Consider the following 20507-nt stretch of genomic DNA (forward strand, 5'->3'; position numbering starts at 1 on the left):
GCACACTGTTGAGTTCTCAAGCAACCGACACGCACCGACTCCAACCCGTTTCCAGGCCTTCACTCGGGGCAACTTCTTAAACCTACCAGACCGGCTTCTTCGTTTCAAACCCGGCCGAACCGGGTCGAAACTGGAAGATCGGCACCGTCGTCCGTCCTGGAGGCGCGAGGCGACCAGTTCAAGATCTCGGATTCCAACCCCGGGAACAGCCACTTCGCGGCGGCTCCGAGGAGCTTCGCAGTGGTGTCTGTTTCTCCCTGCCGGGCTGACTTCGAGAACATTACGGGGACGTGAACCCCCAGGTCAACCTGGCCGGAGGTGACCCCGGTCACCGCTGCTCCGGACCGTCCGCGCACCTCGCCCCGCGGACTCCTGCGCGCCCGCCACCGCCCGCCGGCACGGGCGCTGGCACCGCACGCTTCCGCACCTGCGGACTCCCGCGCACGCTCGTCCGCCCCGACGCCCCGCCGTTCCACCAGCGCCGAGCCACGCTCACCGGTTCTCGAGCGCTCCCCGGTACCGCTCTCCCAGCTCACGCACCGCGTCGCGCAGCTCCTGGGGGCCGACCACCTCGAACGGCACGTCGAACATCCCGACCCACGCCGCGAGGCCGCGCCAGGACCACGAGCCGGCGACCAGACGGGACCTGTCCGGACCGATCGCCTCGACCACGCCCTGGTCCCCGACCCACGGCGCCAGCGCGTCTGCCCGTGCGTGCAGCACCACCTCGCCCTCGACGGGCCACCGGGGGCGCGAGAAGACGTGCGCGACGTACGTGGCGACGTCGGGCTCCTTCCCTCTTCCCTGCCTGTCGCGCCCGCGCGCCCCACCTGCCTGCGCGCCCGCGCCTGGACCGTCCCCGCTCCCCCGGCCGTCCTCCTCGCCCGCCGCGCCCCGCGCGCCGCTCCGGACCGAGCCCGCACCGACCGGCACGGCCGGCAGCGCCCGGTGCGCGAACCGGGGCCCTGTCGGGCTCCTCGGCGTCATGCGGTCGACGCGGAACGTGCGCCAGTCCTCGCGCTCGAGGTCCCACGCGACGAGGTACCAGCGTCCTCCCCACGTCACGAGGTGGTGGGGCTCGGCCCGCCGCGGGGGCCGGAAGGCCGCCTCGCCCGAGCCGAGCAGGGGCGAGGACCCGCCGTCGTAGTCGAAGCGCAGCACCTCGCGCGCCCGCACCGCGCTCCCCACCGCGACCAGCACGGCCTGGTCCACGACCGGCCGCGCCTCGTCCCGCGCAGACCGGACCGCGGTCACCTCGAGCGCGTCGATGCGTCCGCGCAGCCGCGCGGGCATGACCTGGCGGATGGTCGCGAGCGCACGGCGCGCAGGTTCCTCGATCCCGCCCACGTGGGTCGTCTGGAGGGCGACCGCGACCGCGACCGCCTGCTCGTCGTCGAACAGCAGGGGCGGGAGCTCAGCGCCCGCGTCGAGGCGGTACCCGCCGTCGGGCCCCTTGGTCGCGCGTACGGGGTAGCCGAGCTCGCGCAACCGGTCGACGTCGCGCCGCACGGTGCGCGGGCTGACGCGCAAGCGGTCGGCGAGGGCCTCCCCGGGCCAGTCCCGCCGGGCCTGGAGCAGGGAGAGCAGGGCGAGGAGCCGGGCCGATGTCTCGAGCATGCTCCCAGCGTCGCACGAGGTAGCGGACAGAACCTGACCGCTACCCCCGACAGGGTGGAGTCATCACCCACTCCTGGAGGACACCGTGATCCACACCCGCTCCCTCACGAAGGACTTCGTCGTGAGCCGCCACGAGACCGTGCACGCCGTGCGCGGGATCTCGCTCGACATCGAGCCGGGCGAGCTCGTCGCCGTCCTGGGCCCCAACGGGGCCGGCAAGACCACGACCCTGCGCATGCTCACGACGCTCATCGCGCCCACCGCGGGCAGCGCGACCGTCGCGGGGTACGACGTCGTCGCGCACCCCGCGCAGGTCCGTCACCACATCGGGTACGTCGGGCAGGGCAACGCCGCGGGCCACAACCAGCGCGCCGTCGACGAGCTCGTGACGCAGGGCGTCGTCTACGGCCTCGACCGTCGGTCCGCGCGGCGCCGCGCCGACGAGCTGTTCGAGGCGCTCGACCTGACCTCGCTGCGCACGCGCAAGGTCGCGGACCTCTCGGGCGGGCAGCGTCGGCGCCTCGACGTCGCGATGGGCCTGGTCCACGCGCCCTCGCTCCTGTTCCTCGACGAGCCCTCGACCGGGCTCGACCCGCACAACCGCGCCAACCTGTGGGAGCACGTCCTGCGCATGCGCGCCGATGCGCTCGCGTCGACGGGCGAGCCCATGACGATCGTCCTGACGACGCACTACCTCGACGAGGCCGACACCATGGCCGAGCGCGTCGTGGTCGTCGACCACGGCGAGGTCATCGCGGACGACACCGCGGAAGCGCTCAAGACGGACCTCGCCGGGGACCGCGTCGTCCTCGAGACCGCCGGGCCCGACGACGGCGCTCGCCTCGCACAGCTCGTCTCCCGGGCCGACGGCGTCCGGGAGGTCGGGACCGACGAGGCCTCGACCGGCGGCACGCAGGTCACCGCGCGCGTCACGGACGGCCCCGCGCTGCTCCCCGCGCTGCTGCGCGCGGCCGACCACGCGGGCGTCCCGGTCGCCACGGCCCAGGTCCACCGCCCGACGCTCGACGACGTGTTCCTCGCCCTGACGGGACGCAGCCTGCGCGAGTCGGGCGCAGCGGACAAGGACGGCGCCTCGGGCGCCGGCGACAGCTCCGGCGCCGCTGACCACGCCACCGCACGGACCACGGAGGGCGCCGCGCTCTCCGGGAAGGACGCAGCATGAGCACCGTCGACACCACCACCTCCGCCCCCGGCCGTGGGGCGCCCACGGGCACGCGCCACGGCACCGGCCCGACGGCTGGACGTCCCGGCACCCGCCCCGGGGGCCCGGTCGCGCGCCTGGCCCGGGACACGAGCATCGTCCTGGTCCGCGAGCTGCGCCCGTTGCTCCACGACCCGTTCTCGGTCGTGTTCGGCCTGGTGCAGCCGCTCGTGTTCCTCGCGCTGTTCGGCCCCCTGCTCGTCGGCACGCTCAGCGGGCAGGACGGGGGTGCGGCCGGGACGCTGGGCGGCAACGTCTGGCAGTGGTTCGTGCCCTCGATCCTCGTGATGACCACGCTGTTCGGCACCTCGACCACGGGCGCCAACCTCCAGCAGGAGCTCAACACCGGGGCGCACGAGCGCATGCTCGTCTCCCCGTTGTCCCGCCCGTCGCTGCTCGTGGGGCGCGCGCTCAAGGAGATGGTGCCGATCGCGGCGCAGTCGGTCGTGGTCGTGCTCGTGATGCTGCCGTTCGGGTTCGAGCTCTACCCCGTCGGCGCGGTGCTCGGGCTGCTCATGCTCGCGGTCTTCGGCGTCGGCATCGGGTCGCTCAGCTACGCCCTGGCCCTCGCGGTCCGCAAGCAGGAGTGGATGTTCTGGCTCGTGCAGCAGACGCTGCTCTTCCCGCTCATGATCCTGTCCGGGATGCTGCTGCCCCTCGAGACCGGGCCGGGGTGGATGCGCGCCGCTGCCCACCTCAACCCCCTGACCTACCTGGTCGACGCCGAGCGCTCGCTGTTCGCGGGCGACCTGACCTCGTCGGCCGCCGCCTGGGGATGGGTGGCCGCGGTGGTGACCGCCGCCGTCGGGCTGGCCGTGGGGATCCGGACCATGGTGCGCAGCACGGACTGACGCCGCACCAGGTTCCCGGGACGGAGAAGGGGTGGCACGCCCGCGGGCGTGCCACCCCTTCCCGTTCGTCGGCGGCCTCAGCGGCGTCGCGCCGGCCTGCCGCGTCCAGGCGTCAGGCGTACTGCTCGCGGAACGCGTCCGTGAGCGTGGGCCCGCCGTCGCCCAGGCGCCACACGCTCCACCCGTCGGCCGTCGCGGTCCCCGACACCGCGACCGCTGCCGCGTCCGGGTGACGGAAGCGGGCGCCGTCGGTCAGCTCGATGAATCCGTCCGGGTACAGGACCGCCTCGAAGCGCTGCCCGCGGCGCGGGCGCGACCAGACGAGCGCGACCGGCGTGCCGAAGGACCGCGCGAGCGCGTGGAGGTCGGGGTCGTCGTCCGGGTCGTCGTCGAGAGCCGGCGCGGGCGGAGGCGGCGGGGAGGGCACGAGGCCCTGCCCGAGCGGGTCGATCGTGCTCAGGGCGTCGACCACGGGGACGTTCGCGGGCGGCTGGTAGGACAGCGGGTCGTACGCGGGCTCCTCGGCCTGGAAGGACTCGCGCGTCAGCACCGACTCGCGCGTCCGGATCGACTCGCGCGTCCGGATGGACTCCCGGGTCAGGATCGAGGACCGGCTGGGCGTGCGCGACGAGAGGGCGTCGTCGGGCGGGCTCGAGTACGCCGACGACGACGAGTAGCGGCCCTGCTCCGACGCCTCGTCGCCCGGAGGGCTCGCCAGCAGCGGGACGGGCGGGACGGTGGGCGGCTCGGGGAGGACGGTCGGAAGGCTCGGCACCGGGCCGGGGACGACCGGCGGGACGCTCAGCTCGAGGTCCGCAGGGACCGGAGCGGCGGGCACGGGCGCGGGGAGCACCGGGTCGAGGACGGGCTCGAGGCGCCCCGTCTCGGCCATCGACCCCGCGGACGAGCCGTAGAGAGTCTCCGCGACGTCGAGCTCGGTGCCGCGCCGACGGTCCGCGCGCGAGCGCTGCGTGACGATCGGCAGCTTGCCGGTCAGCGCGCGGCCCACCGCGACGCCCTCCGCGAAGTCGGCCGTGGCGGCCGCGGACCGGGTCCCGACCGCAGGACGCGCCGGCGCCGCCGGAACCGTCGAGCGCGACCTGCGCTCGGGGACCAGGGGCGAGACGTCGACGAACCGGCGGCCGTCCGCGCCGTGCATGACCCCGAGCTTGAGGACCGAGACAGACGACCCGGGCTGGCGCAGGAAGTCGAGGGCGTCCACGATCCCCTCCTCCGCGCTCGAGCAGATGACGATCAGGCGGGCCCCGGTGGCGCGCGACGTGGCTTGCGAGCGGGTCAGCGGGACGTTGTCGTAGAACGTCGAGACGTCCTGCTGGAAGCGCCCCGCACCCCCGGCGTAGCGGCTCGCGAGCTCGGCGCGCGTGAGCTGGCCGGCCCGGCCCGCATGGTTCATGGCCCGGGTGAGCGTCTCCTCGGTCAGCTCGGCGACGACCTCGATGACCACGGGCAGCCCGGCCGCGTCGAGTGCCAGGAGATGCGGCTCGTCGACCGACGAGCCCTGCCGCACGGGGAAGATCTGCTCACCGAGCAGGCCGTCCAGGTGACCGTCGACCACGCGCTGCGCGACCGTGCCGAACCCCCCGCCCGCCGGCTGCGACGGGCGGACGAGAACTGGACGCTCGGCGTCCACCTCGAAGAGGGGCATCGTGGTCTCCTGCGACTTGTGACACGGCTCGTAACGCAGCCTCGAACACTGCCGGGGACGGCGGCGTTGCCGCATAGCCTACGACGCCCATGGGTGCACGCCGTAAACGCCCGTTTCACCCTGTGGGATGCCGGTGGCGCACGGTGCTCAGTCGCGCGCGAGGCGCTCCTCGACGCGCTCGACCTTGCCCGTCAGCTCCCCCGTGTGACCTGGGCGGATGTCCGCCTTGAGGACGAGGGAGACCCGGTGCCCGCCCGCACCGACCGCCTCCGTCGCGCGCTTGACGACGTCCATGACTTCATCCCATTCACCCTCGATCTCGGTGAACATCGACGTCGTCCTGTTGGGCAGCCCCGAGGCACGGACGATGCGGACTGCCTCGGCGACGGAGTCCGTGACGGACTCGCCGGCACCGAGCGGGGCGACGGAGAAAGCGAAGATGGCCATGCGTCCATCATGCCGCGTCCCTGCGGATCACCGGGCGGGCCCGCGCGGCACACGCGCGCCGTCATCTTCTGCCGGGCTCCGGGGCGCGCCGTAGCGTGGTCGCATGGTCACCAGACGCAGCACGCAGACGGTCGGGGACGACGCGGTCGTGGCCGCGACGGGACAGCCCCGGGCAGCATGGTTCGAGCTCCTCGACGCGCAGGGCGCGACCGGGTGGACGCACACCCGGATCGCCACCTGGCTCGTCGAGGAGCAGGGGGTCGACGCGTGGTGGGCGCAGTCGCTCACGGTCGCGTACGAGCAGGAGCGCGGGATGCGCGAGCCGGGTCAGCGTGCCGACGGCACGTTCGACGTCTCGGTCACCAGGACCGTGGACGCGACGCCCGCTGCGGTCTACGCCCTCGTGTCCGACGACGCCGCTCGCGCCGCGTGGTTGGGTCCCGCCCTGGCGGAGGTCGGGGTCGCGGGCGACCTGGACGTCGTCGGGCGGACGATCGACCGGTCCGTCCGGCTGCGCTGGCCCACCGAGGCCGTGGGCGGGGCGACCGGCCGCGCACGCCGGGTGCTCCTGACCTTCGACGCGACGAGCCCGGGCGTGGCGGGCGGGTCCCGGACCCGGGTGGGGGTGAGCTACTCGGGGGTGCCGACGCTCGACGAGGTCGCGCCGCTCAAGGAGTTCTGGAAGCGCCGGCTCGACGCGCTCGCGGCGCTGGTCTGACGCTCCGGCACGGGCTCGCCGCGCCGGGCGTCCCGCCCTGCACGTAGCGTGGGCCCCATGCGTATCGGAGCACACGTCGACCAGGCCGACGCCGTCAACCAGGCACGAGCGATCGGCGCCGACCAGGTCCAGGTCTTCCTGGGCGACCCGCAGGGCTGGAAGGGCGCCGAGTTCACGTACCCCGGTGGCGCCGAGGCCCTGCGCACAGACGCCGCGGCCGCGGACCTCGACGTCTACGTGCACGCCCCGTACGTCATCAACGTCGCGAGCACCAACAACCGCATCCGCATCCCGAGCCGCAAGTCGCTCCAGAAGATCGTCGACGGAGCGGCAGAGATCGGCGCCAAGGGCGTGATCGTGCACGGCGGCCACGTGACCGCGGCCGACGACGTCGCGGTCGGCTACGACAACTGGCGCAAGGCGATCGACGCGCTCGACGCCAAGGTCCCTGTGCTGATCGAGAACACCGCGGGCGGGGCCAAGTCGATGGCCCGGACGATCGAGAGCATCGGGCGGCTGTGGGACGCGATCGGGGCTGCGGAGGGCGGCGACCAGGTCGGGTTCACGCTCGACACGTGCCACGCCTGGGCGGGCGGGATCGACCTGAGCACCGCCGCGGACCAGGTGCGCGCCGTGACCGGGCGGATCGACCTGGTGCACGCGAACGACAGCCGGGACACGTTCGACTCGGGGGCCGACCGCCACGCGCACTTCGGCGACGGGCTCATCCCGCCCGACGAGCTGGTCGCGGTCGTCGCCTCGGCCGGGGCGCCCGTCATCTGCGAGACGCACGGCGACATGGGCCCGGACATCGCCTGGCTGCGCTCGCGGCTGGGCTGAGAGGCCCGACGGCGCAGCTCACCGCGGGCGTCCGGGGGCGGTGGGCGTCGGCCGAGCATGCGGAGGGCGTCCGTCCTCGGGTCGAGGACGGACGACCAGCGCATGTCCGACGAGAGGTCAGCCCGTGTTCTGCAGGCCGGCCGCGACGCCGTTGACCGTGAGCAGCAGCAGGTGCTGCAGACCGTCCTTGTACTGGCCCTCGGCGCCCGAGCGCAGGCCGCGCAGCGCACGCAGCTGGAGCAGCGAGAGCGCGTCGACGTACGGGCTGCGGAGCTGGACCGCGCGGCCCAGGACACGGCGACCGGCCAACGGCCACTCGCTCCCCGAGATCTTCAGGACCCACTCGCGCGTCAGGCGCAGCTCATCGAGGATCTTCGCGGCCAGGTCGTCACGGTCGCCGAGCGCGAGGTAGCGCTCCGCGATCCGCTCGTCGGCCTTGGCGAGCGACATCTCGACGTTGTCGATGAGCGTCGCGAACAGCGGCCAGTCGCGGTGCGCCTCGCGCAGCCGCTCGAGGTCGCCGAACTCGCGGAGCGAGGTGCCCAGGCCGTACCAGCCGGCCAGGTTGATGCGGGCCTGCGACCACGAGAAGACCCACGGGATGGCGCGCAGGTCCTCGAGCGACTCGACCGACAGGCCGCGGCGGGCCGGGCGCGAGCCGATCGGCAGCAGGCCGACCTCCTCGAGCGGGGTGACCTCGGAGAACCACTGCGGGAACCCCTCGCTGCGGACGAGCGCGTGGAAGTGCTCGCGCGACGACGAGTCGAGCGCGGCGGCCACGTCGGCGAAGCGCGCGGTGGCCTCGGCGTTGCGGCGCTCGACCGACGGAGCGGAGGCGAGCAGCGTCGCGGCCGCCACCTGCTCGATGTGCCGGGCGGCGATGGTCGCGTCGCCGTAGCGGGCCGTGATGACCTCGCCCTGCTCGGTCAGCTTGAACCGGCCGTCGACCGAGCCCGGGGGCTGGGCCAGGACCGCGCGGTTCGCGGGGCCGCCGCCGCGCCCGAGCGCGCCACCACGGCCGTGGAACAGCGTCAGGTTGATCTCGTGGCGCTGCGCCCACTCGGCGATGCGGCTCTGCGCGGAGTGCAGCGCGAGCGTGGCCGAGACCGGGCCGACGTCCTTCGAGGAGTCCGAGTAGCCGAGCATGACCTCGACCTTGCGGCCGTTCTCCGCGAGCCGGCGCTGGACCTGGGGCAGCTCGAGCGAGGCCTCGAGGATCTCGACGCTCGCCTCGAGGTCGGCGAAGGTCTCGAACAGCGGGATCGCGTCGATCACGGGCGCGTCGTCGGCGCCCTCGAACGCGTGCTCGGCGAGCTGGTAGACCGCGGCCAGGTGCTCGGGCTTCTGCGTGAACGAGACGATGTAGCGGCGCGCGGCACGGATGCCGTAGCGCTGCTGGATCGAGCCGATCGCGCGGTAGGTGTCGAGGACCTCGCGCGTGCGGTCGGACAGCTGGCCGTGCACGCCGTGCTCCGCGATCTCCGCGAGGGCGGCCTCGTGGACCTGCGAGTGCTGACGGACCTCGAGCTCGGCCAGGTGGAACCCGAAGGTCTGGACCTGCCACACGAGCTGCTGCAGGTCGCCGTAGGCAGCGCGGGGCGCACCTGCCGCGATGAGCGAGTCCTGGACGACCTTGAGGTCCGCCTCGAGCTGCTCGGGCGTCTGGTACGCGAGGTCCGCGTCGCGCAGGCGCGTCGCCGCGACGCGGCGGGCCACGACGAGCATGACTGCGCGGTGCGGCTCGGACGGCGACTCGGACGCCGCCTCGGCCGTGATGGCCTCGGAGAGCTGACGCTGCTTCTGCCACAGCGAGCGCAGGCCGTCGGACGCGGGCGTGCCCTGCTCGTCGAGCGTGAGCGTGCGCCCGATCCGCTGGGCCGCCTGCTCGAGGGCCCGGAGCGCGTGGTCGGCCGCGATGGCCGCGGCCTGGCGCGTGGTCTCGGCGGTCACGTTCGGGTTGCCGTCGCGGTCGCCGCCGATCCAGGTGCCCAGGCGCACGAACGGTGCGGCGAGCGGGCGGTCGTGGCCCGCCTTGTCGGCCAGGAGCCAGTCGTCGAGGCGGCGGTAGACGGTGGGGAACACCGAGAAGAGGGTCGCGTCGAACACGCTCATCGCGGTGCGGACCTCGTCGAGCGGGGTCGGCTTCGCGGCGCGGATCGGGGACGTGCGCCACAGGCCGTCGATCTCGGCGAGGAGCTTGCGCTCGTTCTCGGCGAGCGACGCGCCGCCGGCCGGCAGGCCGTCGCGCTCGGTCAGCAGCGCGGACAGGCGCCGGATCGAGGCGGACACGGCCCGACGGCGGGCCTCGGTCGGGTGGGCCGTCAGGACCGGGCGGAACTCGAGCCGCTGGAGCCGGGCGAGCGCCTCGGCGTGACCGACCTCGTCCGCGAGCTGCGTGAAGGCCTCGGGCAGCGTGTCGTCGACCACGGACGGGGCCAGCTCGGCCTCGCGGTCGTGCAGGACGCGCACCCGGTGGTGCTCCTCGGCGAGGTTCGCCAGGTGGAAGTAGACCGTGAACGCGCGGGCGACCTGCTCGGCGCGCTCGTGGCTGAAGCTCTCGACGAGGCGTTCGGCCTCCTCGAGCGCGGCGTCGGCGTGCTCGCCGTACGCGCGGATCGAGAGCTCGCGCAGGTGCTCGACGTCGTCGAGCAGCGCGGGGTCCCCCGTCTCCGTCAGGACCGTGCCGAGCAGTCGGCCGAGGAGGCGGACGTCGTCACGCAGCGGCGCCGGGACCTCGTGCCGGGCGCCCGTGCGGCCGTTGCCGTCGGTGGATTCGGGGGGAAGGTTGTCGCTCACAGGTCGGAAGCCTAAGTGCTCCGGGTCCCGGCGCGTCCATGCGTCTGCCTGGTGGTCGGTCCGGGTCGGCCCGCGAGGGGCTCCCGGACCGCGAGAGCGCGCCCCGGGGAGCGGTCGGTTCCCCGGGCAGCACGACGCCCGGGCGAGGAGACCTCGCCCGGGCGCGTGACGTCGTCGGGCCGGGCGCGACCACCCTGGCGCCGCACCCCTCCCGTGCCGTGTCAGTCCGTGTACGCGCCCTGCCACACCGTGTCGAACGGCGCGTGCGAGCTCACGCGCGCCTCGATCGCCTCGGTGACCAGCTGCTTCGCGACGCCCACCGCGCGCTCGACGTCGTTGCCCTTGGCGAGCTCCGCGGTGATCGCCGCGGCGAACGTGCAGCCCGCACCGCTCACGCGCTCCTCGCCCACCTTGGGGACGGAGAAGACCGTGATCTCCTGGCCGTCGAACAGGACGTCGACCGCGTCCGGGCCCGGCAGCTCGACGCCGCCCTTGACGACCACGAAGTCCGGGCCCAGCGCGTGGATGCGCTCGGCGGCCTCGACCAGGTCGTCGACCGACTCGATCGTGTCCATGCCCGACAGGATCTTGGCCTCGAACACGTTGGGGGTGATGACCGTGGCGAACGGCAGGATCTTCTCGCGCAGCGCGGTGTCGGTGTCGAGGGCCGCGCCCGGCTCCTGGCCCTTGCAGATCAGGACCGGGTCGAGGACCACGTGGTGCCAGCGCTGGCTCGCGAGCGACTCGGCCACGACGTCGATCGTCGCGGGCGTGCCGAGCATGCCGATCTTCACGACGTCGAGGTCGTACGTGCTGGTCGCGGCCTCGAACTGGTCCGCGATGACCTGCGGCTCGACCGGGACGAACCGGTGGCCCCAGTCGTTCTGGGGGTCGAACGACACGATGCACGTCAGGGTCCCGACGCCGTAGACGCCCAGCTCCTGGAACGTCTTGAGGTCGGCCTGGATACCGGCTCCCCCGGTGGCTTCCGATCCGGCGATGACGTACGCGAGGTTGACCATGGTGCTGCCTGTGTCCTTCGAGGAAGAGTGGTGGGACCGGGGCCGAGCCCCCGGGAAAGCCTACGCCGCGCGGCTCACCGACCCGGGCGGACCAGCTCCGCCTCGTACGCGAGGATCACGAGCTGGACGCGGTTCGTGAGCCCCACCTTGGTCAGGAGCGAGCGCACGTGGCTCTTGACGGTCGCCTCGGAGAGGAAGAGCTCGTCCCCGATCTCCTTGTTGGACAGGCCGCGCGCGACGGCCAGCAGGACCTCGCGCTCGCGCGGGGTCGCGAGCTCGAGCCCCGACCCAACGCCGGGGGCGCTCGCGACGCCCGAGCCCGCGTGCCAGTCGGAGAGCTCGACGTACCGCTCGATGATCCTGCGCGTGACACCGGGGTCGAGCAGGCTGTCGCCCGCCCGCACGCGGTGGACCGCGCTCACGAGCGACTCGGGGTCGGCGTCCTTGAGCAGGAACCCCGCAGCCCCGGCCCGCAGCGCGCCGTAGACGTACTCGTCGTCGTCGAACGTCGTCAGGACGAGCGTGCGCACGCCCGCGAGCGCCGGGTCGGCGGAGATCTGGGCCGCCGCGTCGATCCCGTTGAGGTGGGGCATGCGCACGTCCATGAGGACGACGTCGGGCAGCAGGGCGCGGGCCATGCGGACGCCCTGGACGCCGTCGGCGGCCTCGCCCACGACCGTGATGTCGGGCTCGTTGTCGAGGATCATGCGCAGGCCCAGGCGGATGGTCGCCTGGTCGTCGACCACGACGACGCGCACGGGCTCGGTGAACGGCCGGCTCTCCGCGACGACGTGCAGGGTGGCGGGGGCCGGTGGGCGCCGGTCCTCCGGGTGGGGGAACGGGACGGGACTGTGGCTCATGGGGTCTCCCGGGGCAGGACGGCCTGGACGCGCCAGCCGCCGCTCTGGTCGGGTCCTGCGGACAGCGTGCCGCCGCAGGACAGGGCTCGTTCGCGCATGTTCAGCAGGCCGTTGCCGCCGTGCAGGTCGGGGTTGTCGGGCAGGGGTGGCCCGGGGTCGCGGACCGCGACGCGCACGTACCCGGGCGTCGCGACGATCTCGAGGCGCAGGCGCGGGGCGAGCGAGTGCAGCAGCACGTTCGTCAGGCCCTCCTGGGCGATGCGCACGACGGCGAGGCTCACCTCGGGCCGCAGGTCGCCCAGGTCGTCGGGCAGGTCGAGCTCGACCTCCCGGCCGGCCTCGGTCAGGCGGGCGGCCGCGGCCCGGACGTCGTCGAGCGCGGGGGCGGGGGCGAGCTCGAGCGCCTCCCCGGTCTCGCGGCGCAGCACGTGCACGACCGACCGCATCGAGGTCAGCGCCTTCTTGCCCTCCTCGGCGATCCAGGTGACCGCCTCGGCCGGTGCCTGGGGCTGGTTGGGCGCGACGCGGTCCGCGGCCTGCGCCCGGACGACGATCGCGGACATGTGGTGCGCGACGACGTCGTGCAGCTCGCGGGCGATGCGCGTGCGCTCGGCGTGCACCGCCTGCTGGGCCAGAGCACCCTGCAGGGCCGTGAGCTCCTCGTTGCGCTCGCGCAGGGCCTCGCCCGTCACGGCGATGCGCCGGACCATCCACCCGAGCGCCACGGCCGCGAGCGCCAGGGAGACCGTGGTGAGGATTCCCGAGGGCGACGACATGCTCATGAGATCCCAGTAGCCGTACCCATGCAGGCTGCTCATGTGCAGCGACCAGCCCGACAGGACGACACCGAGCGCCGCGAGCGGAGGGGGTACCGCTCCCTCGCGGGTCGCGCCGAAGCCCGCCACGAGGAGCGGGACGAGATGGAACTGGTTGCTCAGGGCGTCGTCCTGGAACAGGGGGTAGAACGCCGCGGTGACCCAGAAGACCCCACCGGGCGCGACGCGCCTCAGGGCCAGCGTCAGGACGAGCCAGGCGCCGGTCCACCAGTACGACCGGATGTCCCGGGGCATCCAGTAGTCCCCCTGGTACATGAACCAGACTCCGCCGAACCAGACCAGCCCGACCGCGAGCGCGACGAGGAGGTCCTGGGCCCGCTCGGGCGCACGGCGGGTGGGCTGCACGCTCCCACCGTATCCAGGACCGCCCCGGGGCGAGTCCGCCCTGGGGCTGGTGTCCGACGACGTCGCGTCCGCCCCGGGGACGAACGCACCCGGGTGCGACGCGCCCTGCGGACAGGGCGAGGACGGCCCCGGGGGGCGATGCCCCGGACAGGGCCGCGCGGCGAGGGTCGAGACATGACCTTCGACGTCCCTCCTCCGCCCCCTGTCGGTTCCCTGCCGGTCGGCCCGGCCGCTGCTGCACCGTCGGGTGCAGCTCCCACGAGCGCTGTGCCGTCACCCCCTCCGCCGACGAGCCCCGTGCCCCCACCCCCGCCGCCGAGCTTCGACTCGCTCGTGCCTGGCCCGGGCGCCGCGGGCCCACGACCTGCGCGACGGGGCAGGCCGCGAGCCCGGTCCGGTCGGGCGTGGCCGTCCGGTCGCTCGTCCGCGGGCTCGGCTCGTCGACCCCGGAGCCCCGCGGACCGCGTCTACGCCGCGGTCGTCGTCGCCGCGCTCGTCGCGTGCGGGGTCTCGGCGTACCGGCTGCTGGCCCCCGACACCCCGTCGTCCGGGGCCGTCTCCGGGGCCGGCCGTGGCGCGGGAGCGGCCCCGGACGCGACCGGCTCGGCGGCCGAGGCACCCGCGACCGGGCTCGACCCCGAGCTGGTCCGCCGGTTCGAGCAGGCGCAGGCGCTCGCGGCCGAGGACGGGATCGAGCTGACGCTCGTCTCGGGGTGGCGGTCGGCCGATGAGCAGGCCCAGGTGGTCGAGGACGTGGTCCGCAAGCGCGGCTCGCTCGAGGAGGCCAAGAGGTGGGTCCTGCCGCCCGAGGCCTCGGCGCACGTGGCGGGCACGGCGATCGACGTCGGGGCGACCGACGGCTCGCTCTGGCTCGGCGAGCACGGCGCGGAGCTGGGCCTGTGCCGGACCTACGCGAACGAGATGTGGCACTTCGAGGCCGTCATCGAACCCGGCGGGACGTGCCCCGAGATGCACGAGGACTCGCGCGTGGGGTGGGAGTGAGGTCGGGGGCGCCCCCTGGGACGCGGTCCGGCTAGGGCGTCCCGGTCCGCGGTCCCGGCACGGGGCCGTCAGCTGAGGGGTGGCCCGTCGGGGTCGGGGGCTCCTCCGACGGGTCGGGAGCAGCCAGCATCTCGGGAGCGCTGCGCACCAGGAGCCACACGGGCAGGATCGCGATGCACAGCAGCGGCAGGACGCCCACGTCGCCCACGACCGCGACCGCGACGAACAGCGCGACCCACCCGTCGCGTCCCACGGCCAGCACGACCCCGAGCACCCCGCTCGCGATCGACAGTCCGAGCGGGATCCCCGGCAGCGCGGCGTTGACGGTGACGCCGGCCGCGACCCCGATGAACACCGCGGGGAAGATCCGCCCTCCCCGGAAGCCTGCGGCCGCGGCGACCACGAGCGCGACGAGCTTGATCGCGAAGATGAGCACGAGGTTCCACGTCGAGAAGTCGGCACGCTGCTGGACGAGCTCGAACGACTGCTCCGACCCCTTGAACAGCGTGAGCGGCCCGCCGATCGCCCCCAGGACGCCCAGCACCACGCCGCCGAGCGTCACGTAGAGCACGGGGTTGCGCATCGAGTGGAAGAAGCGGTGCACGTGCGGGAACGCGAGGACCCCGAGCAGCGCCAGGCCCGCCGCGGCGGTCGCGATCAGGAGGGAAGTCCCCACGTCGCCGATGTCCGGGATGCCGAGGTCGGGCAGGTCCATCGCGGCGAACGGGCGGCCGATCGCGTCCATGGTGATGGCGCCCGCACCGGCCGAGACGAGCGGCAGGAACAACCGGTCGAACAGCGGGCCCCCGCTGCGGAAGCCCGCGACGACCCCCGTGAACACGAGCGCGGCCGCGACCGGGGTGCCGAACAGCGCGCCGATCGTCGCGGACGCCGCGAGCATCACGACGAGGTCCGTGGGGACCTTGGGCCACAGCCGCGCGACGACGGCCACGAGCAGCGCGGTGTTGATCGCGATGATCGGGTTCTCCGGGCCCAGGCTCACGCCGCCGGCCAGCCCCAGGACCGTGACGATCACGAGGCTCGGCAGGACGTGCAGCGGCAGCGGGGGCGCGATGAGCTCGGTCGTCGCCGAGTCCCGGCCCCCGTGCCCCGGCACGAGCCACACGACCAGGCCCACGAGCAGCCCCGCGCCGGTCAGCATCGCGAAGATCCACCAGCGCGCGTCGGGGTCCACGCCCAGCGCGCCCGGCAGGTCCGTCCACAGGACGTCCTCGACCGCTGCGGACGCCTGGTCGAGCGCCCACAGCACGACCGCCGCGACGATCCCGATCAGCACGGCCGGGAGCGAGAGCTCGAGCAGCGTGCGCAGCGCGGGGGCGTCCGGCGGGCTGGGGGCGGGCGTCGGTGGAGGCGTGGCTGACGCGTCGTCGTGCCGGTCGGGCATGCGCCCAGCGTGGCACGCAGGGCGCGAGCGCGCCCGGGGAGGGCAGCCGCGCCCGCCTCCCCGTCGACCGGCCAGCGCCGCGCACGCCTCGTGACCTACGGGCTCGTCCTCGCTCTCCTGCTCACCGCCGCCGTCGAGGCCGAGCTGTGGCCGTTCACGGCGTACCGGCTCTTCAGCGAGGTGCGCACGGGCACGACGGTGAGCCTCGACCTCGTGGCCGCGACCACCGAGGGGGACGTGGTCGTGCGGCCGGCCGACCGCGACGCCCCCCTCGCCACCACGACCCGCCAGTACCAGGACCTTGCGGGCGCCGCGCCCGACCGGCGTCAGGAGATGGTGACGGCCTGGCTGGGGCTGGCCGGGATCGACCCCCGGACCGTGCGCTCGGTGCGGCTCGAGCGCACCGTGCGGACCCTGCCCGCGGGGGCCGACCAGTGGGTCGAGCGGTCCCGCGAGACGGTCCTGGACGTCACACCGTGAGCGGTGCCGCCGGGTCGTCGCTGCGCCGGACCGCGCTCGCCGTCGACCGGGCGCTGCTCGCCCCCGGCCCGGCGCACCGGCTGCTCGAGGTCCGCACGCTGCTCGCGCTCGTGATCGGTCTGCGTCTGGCCACGCGCGACTGGACCGCGATCGCCCGCCGCCCCGCGGCGCTCACCGACCACGGCAACGTCATGGGCTGGCTGGCCCTGACCCCGCCCGCGTGGCTGCTCGTCGCGGTCCAGGTCGCGGGGCTCACGGGCGTCGCGCTCGTCGTCGCGCACCGCAGGGGGCGTGCCGGGTTCGTGCTCGCGTGGTGCACCTACACCGCGCTCACCGCCCTGTGGGGCAGCTCGGGCAAGGTGCTGCACAACGACGTCCTGACCGTCACGGTCGCGGTCGCGCTGCTGCTCGCCGCCGATCCACCACGCCCCGCGCGCACCGCGCTGCGTGGCTCGGCCTGGGGATGGCCGCCGCGGGCTGCCCTCGCGACCCTCGCCACGGTGTACTTCCTGACCGGAGCGCAGAAGCTGCGGCACAGCGGCCCCGAGTGGGTCTTCAGCGACAACATGTCCTGGGTGCTGCGCCAGGGAGCGGGCGGGTCCCCGTTCGGCGCCCGGTGGGTCCAGACCATCGCGGACCAGCCCGTGCTCACGCAGGCCCTCGCGGGCGGGGCGCTCGCGCTCGAGCTCACGGCTCCCCTGTGGCTCGCGATCCGGGTCACGCGGATCCCGTTCGTGCTCGCGGTCGCCGCGATGCACGGCAGCATCTGGGTGTTCCTCGGGCTGGACTACTCGGCGTGGGTCCTGACGGCGGCCGCGGTCGCGGTTCCCCTCGCGCTGCGGCCCGACCAGCGGCTGCTCGGTGGTGTGCTCAGCCCTGGCAGGGGCACGGGTCGGCGCCTCGGGACGGGGGCCGGGGGTGCCGGCGCCCCCGTGCCCGACGGGGCGCCCGGCGACGAGGAGCGGCGGACGGGGGTCACGGTGGGTCAGTGACTCCCGTCCGCCGCTCCTCGTGCTGCGTCCGGTGGTGCTCGTCTGCCGGTGGGTCGCTCAGCTCGTGCGACGCAGCCGGGCGCCGAGCGCGTAGGCCCCGACGACCGTCGCGGCGGCGACCAGGACGACGTCCTTGAGCACGTACTGGCCCAGGAGCGTCATGCCCGAGCCGAACAGCTCGTCGAAGAACAGGACCGTCGGGGCGAGGATGCCCACGAACGCGCCGGCCAGGACCACGAGGCCCGCGCGGAGCAGGTACCCCGTGACGAGCGTGATCCCGATGAAGCACTCGACGACCGCCGTGCCGACCACGGCGACCGAGCCGTGGACCAGTCCGAGGGTCAGGGTGTCGATCGTGCGTTCGGCGACGACCTCGGCCGGGCTGGCCCCGGGGAAGAACTTCAGGATCCCGAACCCGAGGAAGACCAGCCCGAGCGAGACGCGCAGCGCCGGGACGGACCAGCGGGTCAGGAGGCGAGCGAGGGCGTCGACGGCGTCGCTCAGGTGGGTGGAGACGGAGCCTCGGCGGGAGATCGCCGGGCCGTCGACGGAGAGGGTGGACATGGACGTGCCTTTCTGGATGTGGTGGGTTGTCGGCGCCTCGTCGTCGGGCGCACATCCAGAAGGAGACCGCGGACCGGGTGAGTGATGCGGGTCACGCCGCGTTTTCACCCGGTCGGCGCGGCTACTGGCCGAACATCTGAGCGAACGAGGGCACGCCGTCGAACATGCCCGTCGTGGTGCGCGGGTCGCGGGCCGCGACCGTGCCCGCGAGCTCCTTGGCCGCCCTGCGGATGCGGGCCGGGAGCGGACCCGCGCCGTCCGTGCTGTCGCCCTCGGCGGCCCAGTCGTCCGTGGCCGCGAACACCGACGTCGTCGCGACGTCCGCGTGCAGGTACGTGAACAACGGGCGCATCGAGTACTCGACGGCCAGCGAGTGGCGCGACGTGCCGCCCGTCGCGCCCAGCAGCACGGGCATGCCCTGGAGCGAGTCCTTGTCGAGGATGTCGACGAAGGACTTGAAGAGCCCCGAGTAGGTGGTCGTGAACAGCGGGGTGACCAGGACGAGCGCGTCGGCGCCCGTGACCTTCTCGATCACCTCGGCGAGGTCGCCGCTCGCGAAGCCCGTGAGCATCGCGTCGGTGATGGCGTGGGCGACATCACGCAGCTCGACCGTCGTGACCTCGGCGGTCACGCCCAGGTCGCCGAGCTCGGCCACCGTGGCGGCGGACAGGCGGTCGGCGAGCAGGCGGGTCGAGGACGGCTGGCCGAGGCCGGCGGAGATCGCGACGATCTGGCGAGCGGTCATGAGGTGGTGCTCCTGGTTCGTGAGTGTTCTTCGAGTGTGCCGCACGGTGCGTGCGGCGGGCGGTGCGTGGCGCTCTCGTGGCCTGCCGGGTGGTGCTGGGGTCCGGGCCGCCCCTGGCCACAAGGGCGGCCCGGTCGCCCGGGGTCTCCCCCGGGCGGGCGTCCGGTCAGAGACCGAACGCGGAGCCCTTGCGGGCGGTGTCCGCGGTGCCCTCGACAGCCTCGGCGGCTGCGATGTCGTCTTCTGCGGTCTTGCCCGTCCAGTGGTCAGCGGCCGCGACGACCTGCTCCGCGATCTTGCCCTCGGCGCGGGCCTTCGCGACGCGCTGGGCGTGGCTCGGCGGGTCGCTCGGGACGTGGGCGGGACGCTTGGCCTCCATCTCCTTGCGGAGCACGGGGACGACCTCGCCGGCCAGCAGGTCGATCTGCTCGAGGACCGTCTTGAGCGGCAGGCCCGCGTGGTCCATGAGGAAGAGCTGGCGCTGGTAGTCGCCGACGTGCTCGCGCATGGCGCCGTAGCGGTCGATGACCTCCTGCGGGCTGCCCACGGTCAACGGGGTCTGCGCGCTGAAGTCCTCGAGCGACGGGCCGTGCCCGTAGACGGGCGCGTTGTCGAAGTAGGGCCGGAACTCGCGCACCGCGTCCTGCGAGTTCTTGCGCATGAAGACCTGGCCGCCGAGCCCGACGATCGCCTGGTCCGCCTGGCCGTGCCCGTAGTGCTCGAAGCGCTGGCGGTAGTACCGGACCATCTGCTGGGTGTGGCCGATGGGCCAGAAGATGTTGTTGTGGAAGAAGCCGTCACCGTAGTAGGCGGCCTGCTCGGCGATCTCCGGGGTGCGGATCGAGCCGTGCCACACGAAGGGCGCGACGCCGTCGAGCGGGCGCGGCGTGGCCGTGAAGCCCTGGAGCGGCGTGCGGTACTTGCCCTGCCAGTCCACGACCTCCTCCTCCCAGAGGCGGCGCAGCAGCGCGTAGTTCTCGATCGCGAGGTTGACGCCCTCGCGGATGTCCTTGCCGAACCACGGGTAGACGGGTCCGGTGTTTCCGCGGCCCATCATGAGGTCCATGCGGCCGTCCGAGATGACCTGGAGCATCGCGTAGTCCTCGGCGATCTTCACCGGGTCGTTCGTGGTGATGAGCGTCGTGGAGGTCGACAGGATGATGTTCTTCGTCTGCCCGGCGAGGTAGCCGAGCATCGTCGTGGGGGACGACGGGACGAACGGGGGGTTGTGGTGCTCACCCGTGGCGAACACGTCGAGACCTGCCTCGTCCGCGTGCTTGGCGATGGTGAGCATGGACCGCACGCGCTCGGTGTCGTTGGGCGTGCGACCGGTGACGGGGTCGGTGGTGACGTCGCCGACGGTGAAGATGCCGAACTGCATGGGGGTTGCTCCCTCGACCTACAAGTTGATGCATTTGCATGTACTTGGAGGAGAACCGGGAGGGTGCCGAGGTTATTCCCCGCGCCAGGGAGTGGCGTGGGTCACGCCGGACGCGGCGCGTACATGATGACCGCGACCCCCACGAGGCACAGCAGCGCGCCGGCCACGTCCCAGCGGTCGGGCCGGAAGCCGTCGACCGCCATGCCCCACACGAGCGACCCCGCGACGAACACTCCCCCGTACGCCGCGAGGATCCGCCCGAAGCTCGCGTCCGGCTGGAGCGTCGCGAAGAACCCGTAGAGCCCGAGCGCGACGATCCCCGCCCCGATCCACACCCACCCCTTGTGCTCGCGGACTCCCTGCCAGACCAGCCACGCACCACCGATCTCGAAGAGCGCGGCAGCGCCGAAGAGCAGGATCGAGCGCAGGACGGTCACGGGGTCTCCTCGGGGTCGCGCGGGCAGCGGGGCGAGCGGAGCTCGGCAGCGCACCACATCTTCGCGCACAGTCCCCTCACAGGCTCCGGGACCAGACTGGCGAGAGGCCACAGCCCCGAGGACCGGAGACCCGATGCCCGACGCCACGCACCCCACCGCCCAGCCGGGTGGCGCACACAGCGCGACGGAAGCGCGCCTCGCGCCGCCCGGGTCCGTCGATACGCCCGCCGGGACGCCGCACGTGACCGTCCGGCGCGCGCGCTTCGTCGACGTGCCCGGCG

19 protein-coding genes are annotated in these 20507 nt (G+C 73.8%); 7 read left to right on the plus strand and 12 right to left on the minus strand.

What is annotated here, in order from left to right; translation table 11 throughout:
* Positions 1–492: 492 nt before the first annotated feature.
* Positions 493–1617: a helix-turn-helix transcriptional regulator gene (locus H9641_RS04870; RefSeq protein ID WP_191801553.1), complete on the minus strand. Its 1125-nt coding sequence runs from the start codon at positions 1615–1617 to the stop codon at positions 493–495.
* Positions 1618–1702: 85 nt separating this feature from the next.
* Here H9641_RS04870 and H9641_RS04875 point away from each other — a divergent pair, with 85 nt between their 5' ends.
* Complete coding sequence (locus tag H9641_RS04875) at positions 1703–2800, plus strand: ATP-binding cassette domain-containing protein (protein WP_191801555.1); 1098 nt, start codon at positions 1703–1705, stop codon at positions 2798–2800.
* The gene (locus H9641_RS04880) at positions 2797–3690 is read left to right on the plus strand and encodes an ABC transporter permease (RefSeq protein WP_191801557.1); all 894 of its coding nucleotides are present in this window, start codon (positions 2797–2799) and stop codon (positions 3688–3690) included. Before H9641_RS04875 ends, H9641_RS04880 begins: the two co-directional genes overlap by 4 nt.
* A 112-nt stretch (positions 3691–3802) precedes the next feature.
* Here the strand turns inward: H9641_RS04880 and H9641_RS04885 are convergent, their stop codons facing one another.
* Together H9641_RS04885 and H9641_RS04890 are read right to left on the minus strand one after the other, a co-directional pair.
* Positions 3803–5356 carry a restriction system modified-DNA reader domain-containing protein gene (locus tag H9641_RS04885; protein ID WP_191801559.1) on the minus strand — a complete coding sequence of 518 codons (1554 nt, stop codon included), beginning with the start codon at positions 5354–5356 and terminating at the stop codon, positions 3803–3805.
* 147 nt (positions 5357–5503) lie between these two features.
* Positions 5504–5803, minus strand: a complete 300-nt coding sequence (locus H9641_RS04890; protein WP_068627689.1) for an MTH1187 family thiamine-binding protein — start codon at positions 5801–5803, stop codon at positions 5504–5506.
* Between the two features lie 103 nt (positions 5804–5906).
* Between H9641_RS04890 and H9641_RS04895 the strand changes: the two genes are divergently transcribed.
* The gene (locus H9641_RS04895; RefSeq protein ID WP_191801561.1) at positions 5907–6521 is read left to right on the plus strand and encodes an SRPBCC family protein; all 615 of its coding nucleotides are present in this window, start codon (positions 5907–5909) and stop codon (positions 6519–6521) included.
* Positions 6522–6578: 57 nt separating this feature from the next.
* Complete coding sequence (locus H9641_RS04900; protein ID WP_191801563.1) at positions 6579–7361, plus strand: deoxyribonuclease IV; 783 nt, start codon at positions 6579–6581, stop codon at positions 7359–7361.
* Between the two features lie 117 nt (positions 7362–7478).
* Here the strand turns inward: H9641_RS04900 and H9641_RS04905 are convergent, their stop codons facing one another.
* The 4 genes from H9641_RS04905 to H9641_RS20620 all read right to left on the minus strand — a co-directional run bounded on the left by H9641_RS04905 (position 7479) and on the right by H9641_RS20620 (position 13220).
* Positions 7479–10157, minus strand: a complete 2679-nt coding sequence (locus tag H9641_RS04905; protein WP_191801565.1) for a phosphoenolpyruvate carboxylase — start codon at positions 10155–10157, stop codon at positions 7479–7481.
* Between the two features lie 221 nt (positions 10158–10378).
* A complete protein-coding gene (gene thiD / locus H9641_RS04910; RefSeq protein WP_191801566.1) occupies positions 10379–11179 on the minus strand; it encodes a bifunctional hydroxymethylpyrimidine kinase/phosphomethylpyrimidine kinase in 801 nt (266 codons plus the stop codon).
* 74 nt (positions 11180–11253) lie between these two features.
* Positions 11254–12039, minus strand: a complete 786-nt coding sequence (locus H9641_RS04915) for a response regulator (RefSeq protein WP_191801567.1) — start codon at positions 12037–12039, stop codon at positions 11254–11256.
* Complete coding sequence (locus H9641_RS20620) at positions 12036–13220, minus strand: sensor histidine kinase (RefSeq protein ID WP_191801568.1); 1185 nt, start codon at positions 13218–13220, stop codon at positions 12036–12038. Before H9641_RS20620 ends, H9641_RS04915 begins: the two co-directional genes overlap by 4 nt.
* 297 nt (positions 13221–13517) lie before the next feature.
* On the opposite strand from H9641_RS20620, the gene H9641_RS04925 reads away from it, so the two are divergent.
* Entirely contained in the window at positions 13518–14222 is a 705-nt protein-coding gene (locus H9641_RS04925; RefSeq protein WP_191801569.1) for a M15 family metallopeptidase, read from the plus strand.
* 31 nt (positions 14223–14253) lie between these two features.
* Here H9641_RS04925 and H9641_RS04930 read toward each other — a convergent pair whose 3' ends face one another.
* A complete protein-coding gene (locus H9641_RS04930) occupies positions 14254–15627 on the minus strand; it encodes an ion channel protein (protein ID WP_191801570.1) in 1374 nt (457 codons plus the stop codon).
* A 9-nt stretch (positions 15628–15636) separates the two neighbouring features.
* Here H9641_RS04930 and H9641_RS04935 point away from each other — a divergent pair, with 9 nt between their 5' ends.
* Both H9641_RS04935 and H9641_RS04940 read left to right on the plus strand, forming a co-directional pair.
* Positions 15637–16107: a hypothetical protein gene (locus tag H9641_RS04935; protein ID WP_191801571.1), complete on the plus strand. Its 471-nt coding sequence runs from the start codon at positions 15637–15639 to the stop codon at positions 16105–16107.
* Complete coding sequence (locus tag H9641_RS04940; RefSeq protein ID WP_191801572.1) at positions 16104–17099, plus strand: hypothetical protein; 996 nt, start codon at positions 16104–16106, stop codon at positions 17097–17099. The genes H9641_RS04935 and H9641_RS04940 overlap by 4 nt, the downstream gene beginning before the upstream one ends.
* Positions 17100–17156: 57 nt before the next feature.
* Here H9641_RS04940 and H9641_RS04945 read toward each other — a convergent pair whose 3' ends face one another.
* The 4 genes from H9641_RS04945 to H9641_RS04960 all read right to left on the minus strand — a co-directional run bounded on the left by H9641_RS04945 (position 17157) and on the right by H9641_RS04960 (position 20226).
* Positions 17157–17663 (minus strand): DoxX family membrane protein, encoded by a 507-nt coding sequence (locus tag H9641_RS04945; RefSeq protein ID WP_191801573.1) that lies wholly within the window; start codon positions 17661–17663, stop codon positions 17157–17159.
* 121 nt (positions 17664–17784) lie between these two features.
* Positions 17785–18408, minus strand: a complete 624-nt coding sequence (locus H9641_RS04950; RefSeq protein WP_191801574.1) for an FMN reductase — start codon at positions 18406–18408, stop codon at positions 17785–17787.
* 166 nt (positions 18409–18574) lie between these two features.
* Positions 18575–19789, minus strand: a complete 1215-nt coding sequence (locus H9641_RS04955; RefSeq protein ID WP_191801575.1) for an LLM class flavin-dependent oxidoreductase — start codon at positions 19787–19789, stop codon at positions 18575–18577.
* A 101-nt stretch (positions 19790–19890) separates the two neighbouring features.
* Positions 19891–20226 carry a YnfA family protein gene (locus tag H9641_RS04960; RefSeq protein WP_191801576.1) on the minus strand — a complete coding sequence of 112 codons (336 nt, stop codon included), beginning with the start codon at positions 20224–20226 and terminating at the stop codon, positions 19891–19893.
* Positions 20227–20507 lie beyond the last annotated feature (281 nt).

It is taken from the genome of Oerskovia merdavium (assembly GCF_014836755.1).
GTDB lineage: Bacteria > Actinomycetota > Actinomycetes > Actinomycetales > Cellulomonadaceae > Oerskovia > Oerskovia merdavium.

What these genes read in the sequence shown, in the direction of transcription:
- H9641_RS04870 (WP_191801553.1), bottom strand. Translation starts at nt 1,617, where the DNA reads ATGCTCGAGACATCGGCCCGGCTCCTCGCCCTGCTCTCCCTGCTCCAG.
- H9641_RS04880 (WP_191801557.1), top strand. Translation starts at nt 2,797, where the DNA reads ATGAGCACCGTCGACACCACCACCTCCGCCCCCGGCCGTGGGGCGCCC.
- H9641_RS04885 (WP_191801559.1), bottom strand. Translation starts at nt 5,356, where the DNA reads ATGCCCCTCTTCGAGGTGGACGCCGAGCGTCCAGTTCTCGTCCGCCCG.
- H9641_RS04890 (WP_068627689.1), bottom strand. Translation starts at nt 5,803, where the DNA reads ATGGCCATCTTCGCTTTCTCCGTCGCCCCGCTCGGTGCCGGCGAGTCC.
- H9641_RS04895 (WP_191801561.1), top strand. Translation starts at nt 5,907, where the DNA reads ATGGTCACCAGACGCAGCACGCAGACGGTCGGGGACGACGCGGTCGTG.
- H9641_RS04900 (WP_191801563.1), top strand. Translation starts at nt 6,579, where the DNA reads ATGCGTATCGGAGCACACGTCGACCAGGCCGACGCCGTCAACCAGGCA.
- thiD (WP_191801566.1), bottom strand. Translation starts at nt 11,179, where the DNA reads ATGGTCAACCTCGCGTACGTCATCGCCGGATCGGAAGCCACCGGGGGA.
- H9641_RS04915 (WP_191801567.1), bottom strand. Translation starts at nt 12,039, where the DNA reads ATGAGCCACAGTCCCGTCCCGTTCCCCCACCCGGAGGACCGGCGCCCA.
- H9641_RS04930 (WP_191801570.1), bottom strand. Translation starts at nt 15,627, where the DNA reads ATGCCCGACCGGCACGACGACGCGTCAGCCACGCCTCCACCGACGCCC.
- H9641_RS04945 (WP_191801573.1), bottom strand. Translation starts at nt 17,663, where the DNA reads ATGTCCACCCTCTCCGTCGACGGCCCGGCGATCTCCCGCCGAGGCTCC.
- H9641_RS04950 (WP_191801574.1), bottom strand. Translation starts at nt 18,408, where the DNA reads ATGACCGCTCGCCAGATCGTCGCGATCTCCGCCGGCCTCGGCCAGCCG.
- H9641_RS04955 (WP_191801575.1), bottom strand. Translation starts at nt 19,789, where the DNA reads ATGCAGTTCGGCATCTTCACCGTCGGCGACGTCACCACCGACCCCGTC.